This is a genomic window from Neisseria sp. HMSC074B07, assembly GCF_001810355.1.
Taxonomy (GTDB): Bacteria; Pseudomonadota; Gammaproteobacteria; order Burkholderiales; family Neisseriaceae; genus Neisseria.
Window position 1 is genome coordinate 1 of record NZ_KV800925.1, and the last position, 16,071, is coordinate 16,071.

Annotated in this window: 16 protein-coding genes and 1 pseudogene; 6 read left to right on the top strand and 11 right to left on the bottom strand. The window is 51.5% G+C overall.

The genetic code is table 11. The features are described from left to right. Nucleotides 1-155: 155 nt before the first annotated feature. From accD to pmbA, 7 genes are all read right to left on the bottom strand, one after another. On the bottom strand, nt 156-1,031 hold the full coding sequence (gene accD / locus HMPREF2726_RS05385; protein WP_009311091.1) for an acetyl-CoA carboxylase, carboxyltransferase subunit beta: 876 nt from the start codon (nt 1,029-1,031) through the stop codon (nt 156-158). A 59-nt stretch (nt 1,032-1,090) separates the two neighbouring features. Next, a complete protein-coding gene (gene trpA, locus HMPREF2726_RS05390) occupies nt 1,091-1,876 on the bottom strand; it encodes a tryptophan synthase subunit alpha (protein WP_036528880.1) in 786 nt (261 codons plus the stop codon). Between the two features lie 211 nt (nt 1,877-2,087). Beyond that, nucleotides 2,088-2,558: an FxsA family protein gene (locus HMPREF2726_RS05395; RefSeq protein WP_009311089.1), complete on the bottom strand. Its 471-nt coding sequence runs from the start codon at nt 2,556-2,558 to the stop codon at nt 2,088-2,090. 240 nt (nt 2,559-2,798) lie between these two features. Then, nucleotides 2,799-3,332 (bottom strand): glutathione peroxidase, encoded by a 534-nt coding sequence (locus tag HMPREF2726_RS05400; RefSeq protein WP_009311088.1) that lies wholly within the window; start codon nt 3,330-3,332, stop codon nt 2,799-2,801. 74 nt (nt 3,333-3,406) lie between these two features. After that, on the bottom strand, nt 3,407-3,808 hold the full coding sequence (locus HMPREF2726_RS05405; RefSeq protein WP_009311087.1) for an ankyrin repeat domain-containing protein: 402 nt from the start codon (nt 3,806-3,808) through the stop codon (nt 3,407-3,409). 147 nt (nt 3,809-3,955) lie between these two features. Next, the gene (rpsO, locus tag HMPREF2726_RS05410; protein WP_003760895.1) at nt 3,956-4,225 is read right to left on the bottom strand and encodes a 30S ribosomal protein S15; all 270 of its coding nucleotides are present in this window, start codon (nt 4,223-4,225) and stop codon (nt 3,956-3,958) included. Nucleotides 4,226-4,428: 203 nt separating this feature from the next. Further along, nucleotides 4,429-5,760 carry a metalloprotease PmbA gene (pmbA, locus tag HMPREF2726_RS05415; RefSeq protein WP_009311086.1) on the bottom strand — a complete coding sequence of 444 codons (1,332 nt, stop codon included), beginning with the start codon at nt 5,758-5,760 and terminating at the stop codon, nt 4,429-4,431. Nucleotides 5,761-5,933: 173 nt separating this feature from the next. Here pmbA and yjgA point away from each other — a divergent pair, with 173 nt between their 5' ends. From yjgA to HMPREF2726_RS05435, 4 genes are all read left to right on the top strand, one after another. Further along, a complete protein-coding gene (gene yjgA, locus HMPREF2726_RS05420) occupies nt 5,934-6,464 on the top strand; it encodes a ribosome biogenesis factor YjgA (RefSeq protein ID WP_009311085.1) in 531 nt (176 codons plus the stop codon). Between the two features lie 163 nt (nt 6,465-6,627). Then, complete coding sequence (locus HMPREF2726_RS05425; protein ID WP_009311084.1) at nt 6,628-7,338, top strand: hypothetical protein; 711 nt, start codon at nt 6,628-6,630, stop codon at nt 7,336-7,338. A 69-nt stretch (nt 7,339-7,407) separates the two neighbouring features. Continuing rightward, nucleotides 7,408-9,108: a single-stranded-DNA-specific exonuclease RecJ gene (gene recJ, locus HMPREF2726_RS05430; protein WP_070602545.1), complete on the top strand. Its 1,701-nt coding sequence runs from the start codon at nt 7,408-7,410 to the stop codon at nt 9,106-9,108. Between the two features lie 409 nt (nt 9,109-9,517). After that, nucleotides 9,518-10,399, top strand: a complete 882-nt coding sequence (locus HMPREF2726_RS05435; protein WP_009311082.1) for a carbohydrate kinase family protein — start codon at nt 9,518-9,520, stop codon at nt 10,397-10,399. A gap of 129 nt (nt 10,400-10,528) precedes the next feature. Here the strand turns inward: HMPREF2726_RS05435 and HMPREF2726_RS05440 are convergent, their stop codons facing one another. The 4 genes from HMPREF2726_RS05440 to yajC form a co-directional block, all read right to left on the bottom strand. Continuing rightward, nucleotides 10,529-11,086: a nitroreductase family protein gene (locus HMPREF2726_RS05440; RefSeq protein ID WP_003760879.1), complete on the bottom strand. Its 558-nt coding sequence runs from the start codon at nt 11,084-11,086 to the stop codon at nt 10,529-10,531. A 307-nt stretch (nt 11,087-11,393) separates the two neighbouring features. Then, a complete protein-coding gene (secF, locus tag HMPREF2726_RS05445; RefSeq protein ID WP_003765733.1) occupies nt 11,394-12,329 on the bottom strand; it encodes a protein translocase subunit SecF in 936 nt (311 codons plus the stop codon). A gap of 3 nt (nt 12,330-12,332) precedes the next feature. Continuing rightward, nucleotides 12,333-14,186 carry a protein translocase subunit SecD gene (gene secD, locus HMPREF2726_RS05450; protein ID WP_003765737.1) on the bottom strand — a complete coding sequence of 618 codons (1,854 nt, stop codon included), beginning with the start codon at nt 14,184-14,186 and terminating at the stop codon, nt 12,333-12,335. A gap of 75 nt (nt 14,187-14,261) precedes the next feature. Then, nucleotides 14,262-14,531, bottom strand: coding sequence for a preprotein translocase subunit YajC (yajC, locus tag HMPREF2726_RS05455; RefSeq protein WP_009311081.1), 270 nt, complete (start codon nt 14,529-14,531; stop codon nt 14,262-14,264). A 231-nt stretch (nt 14,532-14,762) separates the two neighbouring features. Here yajC and HMPREF2726_RS05460 point away from each other — a divergent pair, with 231 nt between their 5' ends. After that, the gene (locus HMPREF2726_RS05460; RefSeq protein ID WP_070602547.1) at nt 14,763-15,863 is read left to right on the top strand and encodes a histone deacetylase family protein; all 1,101 of its coding nucleotides are present in this window, start codon (nt 14,763-14,765) and stop codon (nt 15,861-15,863) included. Nucleotides 15,864-15,941: 78 nt separating this feature from the next. Further along, nucleotides 15,942-16,071: pseudogene (locus HMPREF2726_RS14685) on the top strand (DUF4189 domain-containing protein); the annotation flags it as partial.

The following is a 16,071-nucleotide window of genomic DNA, read 5'->3' on the forward strand; positions in this document are numbered from 1 at the left end:
ACGCCGTACTGGTTTAAAGTTAATCCACTATATCTGTTACTTGCTGCCGTTTATCCAACGTTCAGCCACTGAGTGGGAACACTTTACAAAAAGGTCGTCTGAAAACCGAAAAATCAGTTTTCAGACGACCTTTGTTTAGCTCAAACCTTCCCGGTTTAAGCGGCGTTGACTTTGTCTTCGCGGCGCAGCAGGGTAATCAGGTCGCTGATGCGCTGTTTCATGCTGCGGCGGTCGACGATTTGGTCGATAGCGCCTTTTTCCAGCAGGAATTCTGCGCGTTGGAAGCCTTCGGGCAAGGTTTCGCGGACGGTTTGTTCGATAACGCGCGGACCGGCAAAGCCGATAAGGGCATTGGGTTCGGCAAGCACGACATCGCCGAGGAAGGCGAAACTGGCGGATACGCCGCCCATGGTCGGGTCGGTCAGGACGGAGATGAACGGCAGGTGTTTTTCAGTCAGAAGATGCAATGCCGCGCTGGTTTTGGTCATCTGCATCAATGAGTTGACTCCTTCTTGCATACGCGCACCGCCCGATGCGGCAACGCAGATGAAAGAGCAGTTGTCGGCTACGGCGCGGCGCACGCCTTGAACGAAGCGTTCGCCGACGACGGAACCCATAGAGCCTCCGATAAAGCGGAATTCGAAGGCGGCAATCACGACGGGCAGGCCGTTCATAAAGCCTTTCATCACGACCAACGCATCATCTTCGCCGGTGGCTTTGCGCGCTGCGGCCAAGCGTTCGGGGTATTTTTTGCTGTCTTTGAATTTCAGCGGGTCGGTCGGTTTGATATTGGCGGCGATTTCTTCGCGGCCTTCCTCGTCCAAAAGCAAACTGAGGCGTTCGCGCGCGGAAAGGGGGTTGTGGTGGTTACATTTCGGGCAAACTTGGTCGTTTTGCTGAAGTTCGGTCGAGTAGATGGTTGCCGAGCAGGAAGGGCATTTGTGCCACAGGCCTTCGGGAACGTTGGACGAGCCTTCGCTTTTGCTGCGGTTTTTGATTTTGGGCGGTAGGATTTTGTCTAACCAACTCATGGATGACTCCTTGGAATTCGGGATTCAGACGACCTTTGCGTGTGTTTTCGGAAAAGGCCTTAACGGATTGCGTCTTTTAATTCTTTTACCAACGCGCCGACGGCTTCTGCTTCGCGGCCTGCGTTATTTTCAATTTCTTTGACGATGCGGCTGCCGACGATGACGGCATCGGCAACGGCGCCGATTTTGCGCGCGCTTTCGGCGTTGCTGATGCCGAAGCCGACGCCGATCGGGATGTCGATATACTTGCGCAAAAGCTCTATTTTACGCGAAACTTCTTCGGTATCCAAACTTGCTGCGCCGGTAACGCCTTTGAGCGAAACGTAATAGACAAAGCCGCCTGCAACGCGGGCGATGGTTTGGATACGCTCTTCGGTCGTGGTCGGGGCAATCAGAAAGATGCAGTCGATGCCGCGCGCTTTGAGTTCGTCGTGCAGCGGGGTGATGGTTTCGACAGGGGAATCGACGGTCAGCACGCCGTCCACGCCGGCTTCGGATGCCGCTTGGGCAAATGCCTGATAACCCATTTTATGGATCGGGTTCAGATAACCCATCAGGACGACGGGCGTGTTGCCGTTTGTTTCGCGGAAGCGGCGTACGATGTTCAATACGTCGTTGAGGGAAACTTTGTTTGCCAACGCACGCTCGGCGGCGCGCTGGATGGTCGGACCGTCCGCCATCGGGTCGGAAAAGGGAACGCCCAATTCCAGGATGTCGGCGCCGTTTTCAACCAAACTGTGCATCAGCGCAAGCGTGGTATCGAGATTGGGATCGCCTACGGTGATATAGGGAATCAGGGCTTTTGCGCCGTCAAGCGCGGCAAAGGTTTGCTGGATTCTGCTCATCTTGATTTCTCGTTTCCGTAACGGCTGTTTCCAGCCGGTTTTCATCGACAATAAGTTGGCAAGTATAGCATTGACTGTCTGTTTCGGGCGAAACTGCATGACATTTTCAGTCATTTTTTCATATAGATAAAAGGTCGTCTGAAAATCTTTTCAGACGACCTTTCCAAAACAGGGCAGTCGGAATGCTGCCGCTATGCCGATTTTCCACCGTTTAATCGCGTTTGTGCTCGATATAGTCTTGGTGTTTGGTTTGCGGATCGGCGCGGGTCACCGTGTATTCGCCTTCGATGATATCGCCGTCATCTTCACCACGGCGCGTAAAGGTTTGCTGACGGAAAGACTGCGTATTCATTTGAGCTGCAGGCCGACCCTTTATCGGCAAAAGCAGCAGCAAGGCGATAATGGTGGACACAAAACCCGGACTGAGCAGCAAAATCCCGGCGACGGTATAACGTATCAGCCACAACATCTGATACATGGAAATATTGTCCCCGCTGCGGATGGCCGCACCCGCCAGCAAAATGCCGGACAGCCCCGTGTGGCGCAGCATCATCGTGCCGCCGATAAAGCTGACTATCATCAGCAGGAAAGTGAATCCGCCGCCCAGCCAATCCGCCACCCAAACGATGGACATAATTTCCAAAAACAATAATACTAAAAAACCCACACCGAAATACTGCATCTTTGCTCCTTTAAATTCCGAACCCGCTTCATGCTGCGCAAGTCGGCGCGTTTAGCCGCAATTTCAATCTATCTTATTGAATCTTATTAGATATCATAAACCGACATTTTACACTTCCCGAATAACCGGTTTCCCTTAACATAAAGATAATGCGCCCTACTTTCAAGGCGCGCGAATGTGAAAAACCGTAAGGTTTCGGCACGTTTCTTCAGACGAGGTCGTCTGAAACAGCATGCGCTCTTACAGCAACTTCTTGATATCGTTTTCTATTTCTTCCGGCGTTACGCTGGGCGCAAACCGTGCCACCACTTCGCCTTGCCGATTAATCAGGAATTTGGTGAAGTTCCAGCGGATATCGCCCGCCTGATGCTTACTGCCCCATGCCGCCAGCCGCAACACCGCTTCTTTCAACATATGCCCGCCCCTATCCTTCGGCTGTTGTGCCTTCAAATAAACATAAAGCGGCGATGCGGATGCGCCGTTGACATCGATTTTGTCAAAAATTTTGAATGCAGTACCAAACTTCGTCTGACAGACGGAAGCAATTTCCCGACTGCTCTCCGGCGCCTGTCCGCGAAATTGGTTGCACGGAAAATCCAATATCTTCAAACCTTGCCCGTTGTAACGTTCATAAAGCTGCTGCAACGCCGTATATTGCGGCGTCAATCCGCAGCGCGTCGCGGTGTTGACAATCAGCAGCACCTTACCGCGGTAAACACTCAGGGAAACCGGATCGCCTTGCGCATCGTTTAAGGTGAAGTCGTAAATATTCATGTTGTCCATTCAAAAAGGTCAGGGAAAACAAATCGAGTCAGACAAACGCCGGCTGGGATTTCGAGCCGTATGTTTCATTTTGATTGATGATTTTTATAGTATTTCAACAATGCCATCATTTCTTTTGCCTTCTTTTTGCCATGCCGCTCGTCAGTGACATAATCCGCTGCCTTATTGCCCAATTCATTTTTGATGTCCGGGTTGGCACCGTTTGCCAAAAGTATTTCAAGTATTGCCACATTGCCGTTGAAACAGGCATTTTGGACAGGCGTAAAACCCATTTCTCCCTGTTTGTTGACGTCCGCGCCATTTTGAATCAGCAATAAAACATCTTCGCAGTCTTGGTTGATGACCGCCAAATTCAGCAAGGTTTCATCCATCAAACCCAAATCATGTACGGAGGCGATACGGGGGCGCGAGGCGAAAGCCAAGTTATTTTGATATTTGGCGAACAGATTGGTCAGTTTTTGATCCATGATTTATCCTGGAACGATGAGGCTTAAGAGACGGATATGTTTTCAGACGACCTTTTTCAGACGACCCCGGCAAACCTGCCCTATTGTTTATCGTCAGCCCATATGAAAAAACACCGCTTTCGCAAGCGGTGTCCGGTAAAGCAGCAATTATTTGCGCAGACCCAAGCGGGTGATCAGGTTGCGGTATGTATCAGGTTGAGTACGGCGCAAGTAAGACAACAGACGGCGACGTTGACTGACCATTTTCAACAGGCCGCGACGGCTGTGGTGGTCTTTAGGGTTGGTTTTGAAGTGGGGAGTCAGGTCGTTGATACGGAAAGTCAACAGAGCGACTTGTACTTCAGAAGAACCGGTATCGCCTTCTTTACGTTGGAAATCTTTAACAATTTGTGCTTTTTGTTCTACGGTCAATGCCATGATGGATAACTCCGAAAAATAAAAGAACCGTCATTCGGTTCGGACAAGTTTGACGAGCAGGAAACCCGTTCAAACTCCTGAAGTCTTTTTGTAAAGACGGGCGGATTATGCCACAGTTTGTACGGTTTTGCACGACTAAATCCTGTCTTCAGGCAGTGTTTCGCCGAGACTGTGGCTTTCAGACGACCCGCCCGCCCTGAAACCTACTCCCCCGCCACGGTCATGCTCTCGATCAGCACAGAACCGATTTTGTTGGAAGAGCGGCGCAGCGCGTCGTTGGCGGTACCGACGATGCCGAGGTACATATCCTGCAAGCGGCCGGCGATGGTAATTTCTTGGACGGGGTGGCTGATGATGCCGTTTTCCACCCAAAAACCTGCCGCGCCGCGCGAGTAGTCGCCCGTGATGGTGTTCACGCCCTGCCCCATCAGTTCGGTAACCAACAATCCCGTACCCATTTCTTTCAGTAAGTCGGACTGCGTTTCGTGCGTATGGTTCAAATAAAGGTTGTGTGCGCCGCCGGCGTTGCCCGTGGTCTGCATACCGAGCTTTCTCGCGCTGTAACTGCTGAGGAAATAGCCTTCGACAATGCCGTCGCGGATGACGAAACGCGGCCGCGTGGCGACGCCTTCGGAATCGAAATAGGTGCTGCCGAAGGCGCGGGGGATGTGCGGTTCTTCGCGCAGGCTGAGGAAATCGGGCAGGACTTTTCTGCCTATGCTGTCGATCAGGAAGCTGCTTTGGCGGTAGAGCGCGCCGCCGCTGAGTGCGCCGACGAGGTGTCCGATAAGGCCGCCTGCGACGGTGGTATCGAAGAGGACGGGATAGCTGCCTGTCGGGATGCTGCGGCTGTTCAGACGACGTAAGGTACGCTCGGCGGCGGTTTTGCCGATTTGCTCGGGACTGTCCATGTCTTGATGGCGGCAGGCGGCATCGTACCAGTAGTCGCGCTGCATGCCGTTTTCGTCGGCGGCGACGATGCTGCACGAAATGCTGTGGCGCGTGCCTTGTTGGTGGGCGGTGAAGCCGTGGGTGTTGCCGTAAACGTATTGGTAATGTCCGGTCTGAACGCCTGCGCCTTCGGAGTTTTCGATGCGTTCATCCGCGCTCAGGGCGGCTTGTTCACATTGTTTTGCCAACTCAATGGCGGCTTCCGTGCTTAAATCCCATTCGTGATAACGGTCGAGGTCGCCGACGTGTCGCGCCATCAATGAAGCATCTGCCAGACCTGCGCAATCGTCTTCGGCGGTGTAGCGGGCGATGTCGATAGCGGCTTTGACGGTGTCTTGCAGGGCTTTTTCGGAGAAGTCGGCGGTGCTGGCGCGGCCTTTGCGTTTGCCGACGTACACGGTAATATCCAGCGATTTATCCTGCTGGAACTCGATTTGTTCGATTTCGCCCAGCCGTACGCTGACGCTTTGTCCGATGGATTCGCTAAAGTCGGCTTCGGCAGCCGCCGCGCCCATGTTTTTTGCCAAATCCAAGGCGTGCCCGCATAAGCCGGTCAGCTCGGAGGCGGTGTGGTTGAACAGCATAAAAGGTTTCCTGACAGAGGTTTGCGGCATTTTAACCGTTTTCAGACGACCTCGGCAAAAATACCGCCGCCAAAGGCAAAAGGTCGTCTGAAAACGCCGTTTCGACAGGGCGTTGACGTGGAAACTGCCCGAACGTGCTAAAATACCCAAAACAAAATTAAAGGTTTATCAAAATGTTTGAAAACGAAGACGAATGGGTCAGCAAAACCCAAATGAAAAAGCAGATGAACGATTTGCAGGCTTTGGGCATGGAGTTGACCAAACTCTCGACCGATACGCTGAAAAAAATCGGCTTGGACGAAGACTTGTACGAAGCCGTCGTTACCTACAAAAAAATCACGTCCAACGGCGCGCTCAAACGCCAAAGCCAATTCATCGGCAGGCTCATGCGAGACACCGACCCCGCGCCCATCGAAGCCTTCCTCGCCAAACTGCGCGGCGAAAATACCGCCCACAACGCCTTCTTGCAACGCATCGAACAAGCCCGCACGCGCCTCTTGGCGGACGACAACGCAATCACCCAATTCATGGCGGACTTTCCCCATGCCGACGCAGGCAAATTGCGCACCTTAATCCGCAACACGAAAAAAGAGCAGGAACAAAACAAACCGCCGAAAAACTTCCGCGCCCTCTTCCAAGAAATCAAATCCGTCATGGAAGGCGGTCAGAGCGATTCGGAAGAAACGCAGGATTGGGCAGAATAAATATCGGGGTCGTCTGAAAACGGGGTTGAGGGTTCTGTAAATCCCACCGCCCCGTTTTCAGACGACCTTTTCAAATTTCATATAATCTTATTAAAATATACCGTCATTTTTCAGACATCCCTATTAACAATAAAACAAACCGACCTTTTCAAGGACTACACTTATGAAACTTCGCCTTGCCCTCACTGCCCTCCTCGCCTTATCATTAAACGGCTGTATGACTCAAGAAATGTGGGAAGAGGATAAAAAAGTAGAAAAAATCACTTTTCATCCGATTACTTCCGACCAAGTACATTCTTTCGGTATCGTCAACAAAGACAATGACCAACTTGAAAAAGGCAGCATCGTCATGATGGGCGAAAAATACTGGTTCGTCATTAATGCCAAAGATTCAAAAGACCTGACGCCCATCCTCAATGTCAAACTCGACAAAAAATTCCAAATTGCCGATGCCAAAAAATACAAAAAAGACCTCAAAGCCTTGCCTGTTGTGGTGAACAATGAAAAAGAAGCCGATTTCACCACCGATTTCTGCCTACGCTACGACACTCAAAAAGCTGATGAAATCGCCAAACTGAAAAACCTGTCATTTGAAACCGGCAAAGGTAGAAATAACACTGTCTACCACCGCTGTGTTCACGCCAAAGGCAAATACTACGCCACCCCGAAAAACCTGCCCGCCGACTACAAATTTGAACAAAGCATTCCTGTCTCCATCGGCTATACCACTTCTCGCGTATACACCAGTCCGGGGAAAGTAATAGGCACTATTTTGATGACGCCGCTGACGCTCACTTTTGATGCCCTTACCCCAATACTGTTCATTCCTGCCATGATGATAGGCGGTAGCGACGGCTTTACCCCAAGCTTTTAATAAACTCGTTACGCCTGTTTTCAGACGACCTTTCCGTCCTTGAATACATCAAACATATTTCCACACACCATGCCCGTCAAAATCCAAACCCGCCCCGTCAACCAAAACGTCCTCGATGATTTGCTCACCGCCGGTGCCGATCCTTTAATCGCCCGGCTGTGCGCCTCGCGCGACGTGCAGAGTCCCGCCGAATTGGACGACAAACTCGCCGGCCTTCTGCCTTATCAATCGCTGACGAATTGCGAAGCCGCCGCCCGCCGTCTGGCGGATGCCATCGAGCGCAAGGAAAAAATCCTGATTGTCGCCGACTACGATGCCGACGGCGCGACGGCGTGTTCCGTCGGTATGAGCGGCTTGGCAGCGATGGGCGCGGCGGTGGATTTCCTCGTACCCAACCGCTTCGAACACGGCTACGGCTTAACGCCCGAGCTTGCCGAAATCGCCGCCGCGCAAGGCGTGGATTTGCTGATTACGGTCGATAACGGCATCGCCAGCATCGCAGGCGTGGCGCGGGCGCAGGAATTGGGTTTGGACGTGATCGTTACCGACCACCACCTGCCCGCTGAAACCGTACCCGACTGCATCATCGTCAATCCGAACCAAAAAGGCTGCGGCTTTCCCAGCAAAAGTCTGGCAGGCGTAGGCGTGATTTTTTATGTATTGATGGCGTTGCGTGCCGAATTGCGCCGCCGCAATTATTTTTCAGACGACCTTAGAGAACCGAATCTGGGCGAACTTTTGGATTTGGTCGCACTCGGCACCGTCGCCGATGTCGTCCCCCTCGACCACAACAACCGTATCCTCGTGTCGCAAGGTTTGAAAAGGATGCGTTCCGGCAAAATGCGTCCCGGCATCCGCGCCTTGTTTGAAGTGGCGCGGCGCGACTGGCGCAAAGCGCAGCCTTTCGATATGGGTTTTGCACTAGGTCCGCGCATCAACGCCGCCGGACGGCTGGACGATATGTCGGTCGGCATTGCCTGCCTGTTGGCGCGCGACGACGCAGAAGCGCAGGCATTGGCGGCGCAGTTGAACGACCTTAATATCGAACGCCGCGAAATCGAGCAATCCATGCTGCAAGACGCACTGAACGCCTTTCCCGAAACCCTGCCTTCAGGTCAGACGACCCTGGTCGCCTACCGCGACGACTTTCATCAAGGCGTGGTCGGCATCGTCGCCAGCCGCCTCAAAGACCGCTTCTACCGCCCGACCATCGTATTCGCCCCGGCGGACAACGGCGAAGTGCGCGGTTCGGGCCGCTCCATTCCCAACCTGCACCTGCGCGACGCTTTGGATTTGGTGTCCAAACGCCATCCCGATTTGATTTTGAAATTCGGCGGACACGCGATGGCGGCGGGCTTGAGCATACTCGAACACAACATTCCCGCGTTTCAGACGGCCTTTGAAGAAGCCGTGCGCGAAATGGTGTGCGAAGACGATTTGTCGCAAACCTTCATCACCGACGGCAGCCTGAAAGCCTGCGACATCACGTTGGAACAGGCACAAAACCTCGCCCGCCACGTTTGGGGACAAGGCTTCGCGCCGCCGAGCTTTACCGACGAATTTCACGTCATCCGCCAGCAGCCTTTGGGCGCGGAGGGCAAACATAAAAAAGTCTGGCTGCAAAAAGACGGCTACGAATTTGAAGCCATGTTTTGGCGGTGCAGCGAAGACATCCCCGAATACATCCGCACGGTTTACCGCCCCGTGGCAAACGAGTGGCGCAATCAGATGGAATTGCAGCTTTACATCGATTACTGGGAAGCCGCTTAAGGCTTGCGAAAGATAAAAGGTCGTCTGAAACCAAAAAACAAGTTTCAGACGACCTTTGTTTTCTAGAAGATTATTGTGCGCCAAATTTCAATACCATCGGCAATCAAGAAAACATGCCCGCACAACTTGTATTTAAATTTCAAAAAACCACCTTATCCGAATGATAAAAACCGGCAATCCGAAAGAAAACAAAACCGAAAATCCCCCTTCTACTCAAACACTTTCAACGCAATATTGTGATGAATCAAACTTCCTGACAGATAAACCCGCGATTGCTTGTCAGTCGGTAGATTTTAAAACATAATGCTTACGCGCCTAAGTATTGGAGTTTTACTACAAATACATGATGGGTAAGCCGTACGCAGCGCAGCAGTTCCAACCGATCAACTCAAAGCAAGGAAGGTCTAAAATGAAAGTAACCAGTTTCGGCGAAGTGTTGTGGGACGATTTTCCAAGCGGCAAAGTGTTGGGCGGTGCGCCGCTGAACGTTTTGGTCCGTTTGCAATCTTTCGGGGTCGATACTGCCATCATCAGCCGTCGAGGCGATGATGCCGACGGCGAAGAGCTGCTGCGCCAAATCCAAGCGAAAAACGTCAATACCGACCTGCTGCAAGTGTGCAAAGAATGCGATACCAGCCTTGTCAAAGTCATCCTGGACAAATGCGGCAGCGCGTCATACGAAATCGTATATCCCTGCGCGTGGGACCGCATCGTCGTCGAAGATGCCGCCTTGCAGCGTGTCGCTGAATCCGATGCCTTCGTGTTCGGCAGCCTTGCCACCCGCGACGAGATTTCCCGTGCGGCTTTAGACAAACTGATGGAAAAAGCCAAATTCAAAATCTTCGACGTCAACCTGCGCAAACCCCACTACGACACCGACCGCCTGCTCACCACCATGAAGCGTGCAGATATGCTCAAACTCAATGACGACGAATTGTACGAACTGTCCGCAATTTACGGCTCGCCCTACCACAGTATCGAACAAAACATCGCCTACCTCAACCGGTTGACCGGCGCACAAACCATCTGCGTCACCTTAGGCGGACACGGCGCAATTTTATACAAAGACGGCGAACTCTACCGCCACTGCGGCTTCCGCATCAAAGTTGCCGATACGGTCGGCTCCGGCGACAGCTTCTTGGCAGGGCTGACCTACAAACTGCTCAACAATGCCGAGCCGCAAGAAGCCATTACCTTCGCCTGCGCACTCGGCGCCCTAGTCGCTTCTAGACACGGCGCGACGCCCGACATTTCCTTGCAAGAAATCGAAAGCTTCATGAATCCGGCTTGATGTTTGCCATCAAAGGATGTCACAACAAAAGGTCGTCTGAAAACGGATTTTCTGTTTTCAGACGACCTTTTATATCGCCGATTCACTTTTCAGAATACAGACTCGTGTTAAGCCGATTCTTCAGGCTGTTTACCAAACCGTCACAAACTGCTCCAAATCGGTATTTTTTGCGCCACTGCCCGCCTCAGTCGGCGAACCAACCATCATCAGCCCGATGATTTTATCTTTGTCTTCACAACCAAACGCTTCGCGCAAGAGCGGGCTGTTGACCCACATTCCGGTAATCCACACATTGTCAAAACCTTGCGCGGACGCGGCAAGCTGCAGCCCGTAAGCAGCGCAGCCCGCACTCAGCATTTGTTCCCACTCGGGCTTGGGTTTCGCCACTTCGCGGTTGGGCGCAAAAGTCACGCCGATTACCATAGGTGCCATATTGCCGACTTTCTCGGCTTTTTTCATCGCATCATCGCCAAAATTCAACTCGGTAACCGTTTGGCGCAACAATTCGCGGAAACGTTGCAAGCCTGCCTCGCTTTGAATGACGGTAAAACGAAACGGACGCATATTGCCATGGTCGGGAACCTGCGTAGCCGCTTGCAGCATATATTCGAGCTGTTCCGCATTCGGCGCGGGAGCGGTAAGTTTTTTAGATGAACGACGTGTGGTCAAAAGTTGTAAAGCATCCATATTTTATCTTTCAATTCATTTGAAACAACGGAATCCATCTTAGACGGGATTCCTTGTGGAACCATCAAAACGATACAGGCTATATTCGGAAAATACTGGACAGATGGTGCAAACTGATTGACTAACGCTTAAAGTCTTGATAAGCGATTCTCTTCAGTTTGGCAGGAGCAAGCCTATCCGTTCAAAACGAACCCTCTATATAGCACAAAGCCGGTTTGAATGCCATGTTTGATGGCGCAACAAAAAGGTCGTCTGAAAACCTGTTGCCAAGTTTTCAGACGACCCCTTCAAATCGCAATCATAGCCATCAGACCACGACTTCTTCTTTTTTCTTCACTTCCTTCGCGATATTTTCGCGGCTCAGACCGAACATCAGCAAGAGCGGGCTGGCGACCAATACCGAAGAGTAAATACCGAACACAATGCCGATGGTCAATGCCATTGAGAAACCGTGCAACGCTGCGCCGCCGAACACCAGCATGGAAACGACCATTGCCTCGGTCGAGCCGTGGGTGATGATGGTACGGCTCATGGTGGCGGTAATCGCATTGTCGATGACTTGCGGAACGGTATGTCCGCGCATGCTCGGTTTGCGGAAGTTCTCACGGATACGGTCGAAGACGACGACGGATTCGTTTACGGAATAACCCAATACGGCAAGGATACCCGCCAACACGGTCAGTGAAAATTCCCATTGGAAGAAGGCGAAGCAGCCCAAAATAATCACGATGTCGTGCATATTCGCGATGATGGCGGATACGGCGAAACGCCATTCAAAGCGCATCGACAGGTAAACGATGATACCGGCCACGACGAAGCCTAATGCCATCAGACCGTTGGTCACCAGCTCTTCGCCGACCTGCGGGCCGATAAATTCGACTTGGCGCAGGGTAACGTCAGGCTGCTCTTTTTTCAGCAATTCCATAACCTGATTGGAAAGCTGTGCGGAAGTTACGCCTTCTTTGTTGGGCAGGCGGATCATGATGTGTTTATTCGTACCTAACGCCTGAACTTGGACATCGCCCATTTTCAGGGTATCGAGTTTTTCACGGGTTTTGTTGACGTCCACGCCCTGCTGATATTGCACTTCCATCACGGTACCACCGGTAAATTCGACGGAGAAGTTCAAACCTTTGGTAACGAGGAAGAATACGGCGGCAATGAAGGTTACCAACGAAATAAAGGTCGTCAGTTTGCCGTAGCTCATAAACGGGATGTCGCGTTTGATTTTAAAGAGTTCCATGTCTTACTCCTTGCCAGCCGCTGTTTCGGCTTTGGGTTTCCATACTGCGCCGATGGAAATGTTCTGCAATTTGCGGCGGCGTCCGTACCATAAGTTAACCAAGGCACGGAAAACGACGACGGATGAGTACATCGAAGTCAGGATACCCAGACAATGTACGACGGCAAAACCGCGAACCGGGCCGGAACCGAATACCAAGAGGGCGATACCGGCAATCAGCGAGGTCAGGTTGGAGTCGACAATGGTTGCCCATGCGTGTTGGAAACCGAGGTTGATTGCCTGTTGCGGCGGCACGCCTTCGCGCAACTCTTCGCGGATACGTTCGTTAATCAATACGTTGGAGTCAATCGCCATACCCAGCGTCAACGCCAATGCGGCAATACCGGGCAGCGTCAGCGTTGCCTGCATGGCAGACAAAATACCGACCAAGAACAAGATGTTGGTACTCAGGGCGATGGTCGAGAAGAAACCCATCAGGCGGTAGTAAACCACCATGAACAAAGCAACGGCGGTAAAGCCCCATAAGGTCGAATGGAAACCTTTTTCAATGTTTTCTTTACCCAAAGACGGACCGATGGTGCGCTCTTCCACGATTTGCATCGGTGCGGCGAGAGAACCGGCACGCATCAACAGAGAAATGTCATTGGCTTCCGCAGTCGTCATACTGCCGGAAATTTGTACACGTCCACCAGTAATGGCAGAGTTGATAACAGGCGCAGTAATGATCTCAGATTTACCTTGATCGATTAACACCATTGCCATACGTTTTCTGATATTAGCAGCAGTCAATTCACCAAAAATATTGGAGCCTGCACTGTCCAAACTCAGATTGACAACTGCTTTTTCCATTTGGTCAAAACCCGGCTGCGCATCGTTGATGTTGTCGCCGGTCAATTCAACCTGTTTGTTAATCAGCAAGGTTTCAGGATGATCGCCACCACTGGACAATAGCTCGAAACCGCTCGGAACATTACCTTCCAAAGCTTCGCGCACTTTGACAGGGTCGTCTTCCACCATGCGTACTTCCAAAGTCGCGGTACGGCCAATGATATCTTTTGCTTTGGCAGTATCTTGTACACCCGGCAACTGTACGACGATGCGGTCGAGGCCGGATTGCTGGATGACAGGCTCAGCCACGCCCAACTCATTGACGCGATTATGCAAAGTAGTGATGTTTTGTTTCACCGCATCGGAACGTACTTTGTTAATCGCTTCTTCGGACAATGTCAGCGTGATGTTATTGCCGTCGGCATTCAAATTTGCCTCAGGGAAAAGCTGACGCAGCTTAGGCATGGCTTTCTGTACGTCGGCAGCGTCCTGCATCGGGACAACCAAACCGTTTCCAATCTGACGGATGGTTCCGGTACGGATTTTTTCGCGGCGCATCTCGCGGCGGATGTCGCCCGAATAACGTTCAAACGTTTTCTGCATCGCGGCTTTCATATCCACTTGCATGGTGAAATGCACGCCGCCGCGCAAGTCCAAGCCCAAAAACATCGGGTTGGCACCGATTTTGGCCATCCATTCGGGGCTGTCCGCCAACAGGTTAAGCGCGGTGATATAGCCATCGCCCAAAGTGTTTTCGATAACGTCGCGGGCTTTAAGCTGGGTTTCAGTATCTTTGAAACGCACTTTCAGCGAGTTGTTCGCAATAAATATCCCGTCGGTCTGAATACCTGCCTGTTTCAGCGCGGCATCGACTTTGGACTGGGTCTGCTCGTTAATGATGATGGCTTGTCGGTTGGTTGATACCTGCACTGCGGGCGTTTCACCGAAAAGGTTGGGCAGCGAATACACTACGGCAACCAAAATCGTGCACGCAATCAGCAGGTATTTCCATAAAGGATAACGGTTCATGGTAAACCTTCGATTTATTATGAAGACAAACAGCCGCGCTCAGCTTTCCGAGGCGGCTCTTAGCAAAAATACGGATTACTCGGCTTTGGCGGCAATCGCGTTACGTTCCACTTCGACTTCGATTTTTGCACCTTGACCGATGTCCACAGTGAAAAACTGTTCGCCAACTTTGGTAACACGGCCTTTGAAACCTGCTGCCAAAACAACCTTATCGCCGACTTTCAAAGCGGCAAGCATGGCTTGGTGTGCTTTGAATTTCTTTTGTTGAGGACGCATGATCAGGAAGTAGAACACCACCATAATCAGCACTAAAGGGGCAAATTGGGCCACAACTGATTGTTCCATAATTTATCCGTTTTCTAAGAGATTAAAATTAAGTAAAACACTGCTTGCGACAGAAAAAAGCATTGGTACAGCCGCAAAATTAAGCTATTCTAAAGGTCGTCTGAAAAATTTCCAAGCCTTTCCCTATTTATTAACCATATTTATCATGTCAGGTCGTCTGAAAATGAAGTTTCAACGACATTTAAAACCTGATTCCTTCCTACCAACGACAAGCCCCGCGCCCTTTTCCTCATGAAAAAACTCATTCGACGACTGCGTACGCGCCTACGCCGCCTCTTGGGTAAAAATGCGCGTACGGTCTGGATTTCTCATCCCGTTTTTGCGCAACACCAACCCGGCACAGGTCATCCCGACTCGTCCGAACGCACTGCCGTTATCGAGGCGGAGCTCAAACGTCAGGATATTTGGCGGCATCTTCAAACTGCCGAAGCCGAAGAAATCAGCGATACCCGCCTCGCCTTGGTTCACCCGCGCAAATATCTGCGCTCGCTCGAAGCCTGCCAGCCCCAACCGGACAAAATCTACCGCATCGACGACGATACCGTCATGAGCCATGGTTCGCTCAAAGCCGCCCGTTACGCCGCAGGGGCTGTCGTTCAGGCGGTAGATATGGTGATGAATAAGAAAGCATGGCACGCCTTTTGCGCCATCCGCCCACCCGGACACCATGCACACAGCGATAAAGCCGGCGGTTTCTGCCTATTAAACAATGTCGCAACAGGCGTCATGCACGCCATCGCCGAATATCGACTCCAACGCATCGCTATCATCGACTTTGACATCCATTACGGCGACGGCACAGCGGAAATCTTCAAAGACGACCCGCGCGTCCTGTTTATGAACCTTTTTGAAACCGACCTCTTCCCATTTCCCGAAACCAACCATTCCGCCAACGGCGCCAATATGTTGCACCTGCCTTTCGCGTCCAACACCGGCAGCCGCGTCTTCCGCACTACCGTACGCGAGCAATGGCTGCACAAACTGACCGCATTCAAACCCGAACTGGTCTTACTGTCCGCAGGTTTCGACGGACACAAACAAGACGAAACAGGTCGTCTGAACCTGTACGAAGCCGATTTCGCCTGGTTGACCCACAAAATCATCCAAGCTGCATCAAGCTGCCCCGGCAAAATCGTTTCCGTACTGGAAGGCGGCTACACACTCGAACCTTTGGCAAAATCCGCCGCAGCCCATATCGGCGTCTTAGCAGGACTACCCAAAGCAGGCTATGTCGCCGCTTATCAAAAGCATTTGAAACACGGTGGACAGAAGAAAGAAAATACTGCCCCTGCAAGCCAAATGGGTCGTCTGAAAACAGAAAACAGGTTTTAACTTGCTATTTCCGCATTAAAATATTTTCAAAAAATATAGTGGATTAACTTTAAACCACTATAAAAGATTGGACTGGTAATGAAAAAATTGCTTTTTATATTGTTGGGACTGACTAGCCTTAATGTTTATGCTGCTGACCCAACCTATGATGCAACCAGAGGCGCATTACAAAATAATTCGGCATTATGTCAGTATGGCTACAATCCCA

What these genes read in the sequence shown, in the direction of transcription:
- HMPREF2726_RS05400 (WP_009311088.1), bottom strand. Translation starts at nt 3,332, where the DNA reads ATGAATATTTACGACTTCACCTTAAACGATGCGCAAGGCGATCCGGTT.
- trpA (WP_036528880.1), bottom strand. Translation starts at nt 1,876, where the DNA reads ATGAGCAGAATCCAGCAAACCTTTGCCGCGCTTGACGGCGCAAAAGCC.
- yjgA (WP_009311085.1), top strand. Translation starts at nt 5,934, where the DNA reads ATGTTTGAAAACGAAGACGAATGGGTCAGCAAAACCCAAATGAAAAAG.
- HMPREF2726_RS05395 (WP_009311089.1), bottom strand. Translation starts at nt 2,558, where the DNA reads ATGCAGTATTTCGGTGTGGGTTTTTTAGTATTATTGTTTTTGGAAATT.
- HMPREF2726_RS05435 (WP_009311082.1), top strand. Translation starts at nt 9,518, where the DNA reads ATGAAAGTAACCAGTTTCGGCGAAGTGTTGTGGGACGATTTTCCAAGC.
- recJ (WP_070602545.1), top strand. Translation starts at nt 7,408, where the DNA reads ATGCCCGTCAAAATCCAAACCCGCCCCGTCAACCAAAACGTCCTCGAT.
- HMPREF2726_RS05425 (WP_009311084.1), top strand. Translation starts at nt 6,628, where the DNA reads ATGAAACTTCGCCTTGCCCTCACTGCCCTCCTCGCCTTATCATTAAAC.
- HMPREF2726_RS05460 (WP_070602547.1), top strand. Translation starts at nt 14,763, where the DNA reads ATGAAAAAACTCATTCGACGACTGCGTACGCGCCTACGCCGCCTCTTG.
- accD (WP_009311091.1), bottom strand. Translation starts at nt 1,031, where the DNA reads ATGAGTTGGTTAGACAAAATCCTACCGCCCAAAATCAAAAACCGCAGC.
- secF (WP_003765733.1), bottom strand. Translation starts at nt 12,329, where the DNA reads ATGGAACTCTTTAAAATCAAACGCGACATCCCGTTTATGAGCTACGGC.
- HMPREF2726_RS05405 (WP_009311087.1), bottom strand. Translation starts at nt 3,808, where the DNA reads ATGGATCAAAAACTGACCAATCTGTTCGCCAAATATCAAAATAACTTG.
- yajC (WP_009311081.1), bottom strand. Translation starts at nt 14,531, where the DNA reads ATGGAACAATCAGTTGTGGCCCAATTTGCCCCTTTAGTGCTGATTATG.
- HMPREF2726_RS05440 (WP_003760879.1), bottom strand. Translation starts at nt 11,086, where the DNA reads ATGGATGCTTTACAACTTTTGACCACACGTCGTTCATCTAAAAAACTT.
- rpsO (WP_003760895.1), bottom strand. Translation starts at nt 4,225, where the DNA reads ATGGCATTGACCGTAGAACAAAAAGCACAAATTGTTAAAGATTTCCAA.
- pmbA (WP_009311086.1), bottom strand. Translation starts at nt 5,760, where the DNA reads ATGCTGTTCAACCACACCGCCTCCGAGCTGACCGGCTTATGCGGGCAC.
- secD (WP_003765737.1), bottom strand. Translation starts at nt 14,186, where the DNA reads ATGAACCGTTATCCTTTATGGAAATACCTGCTGATTGCGTGCACGATT.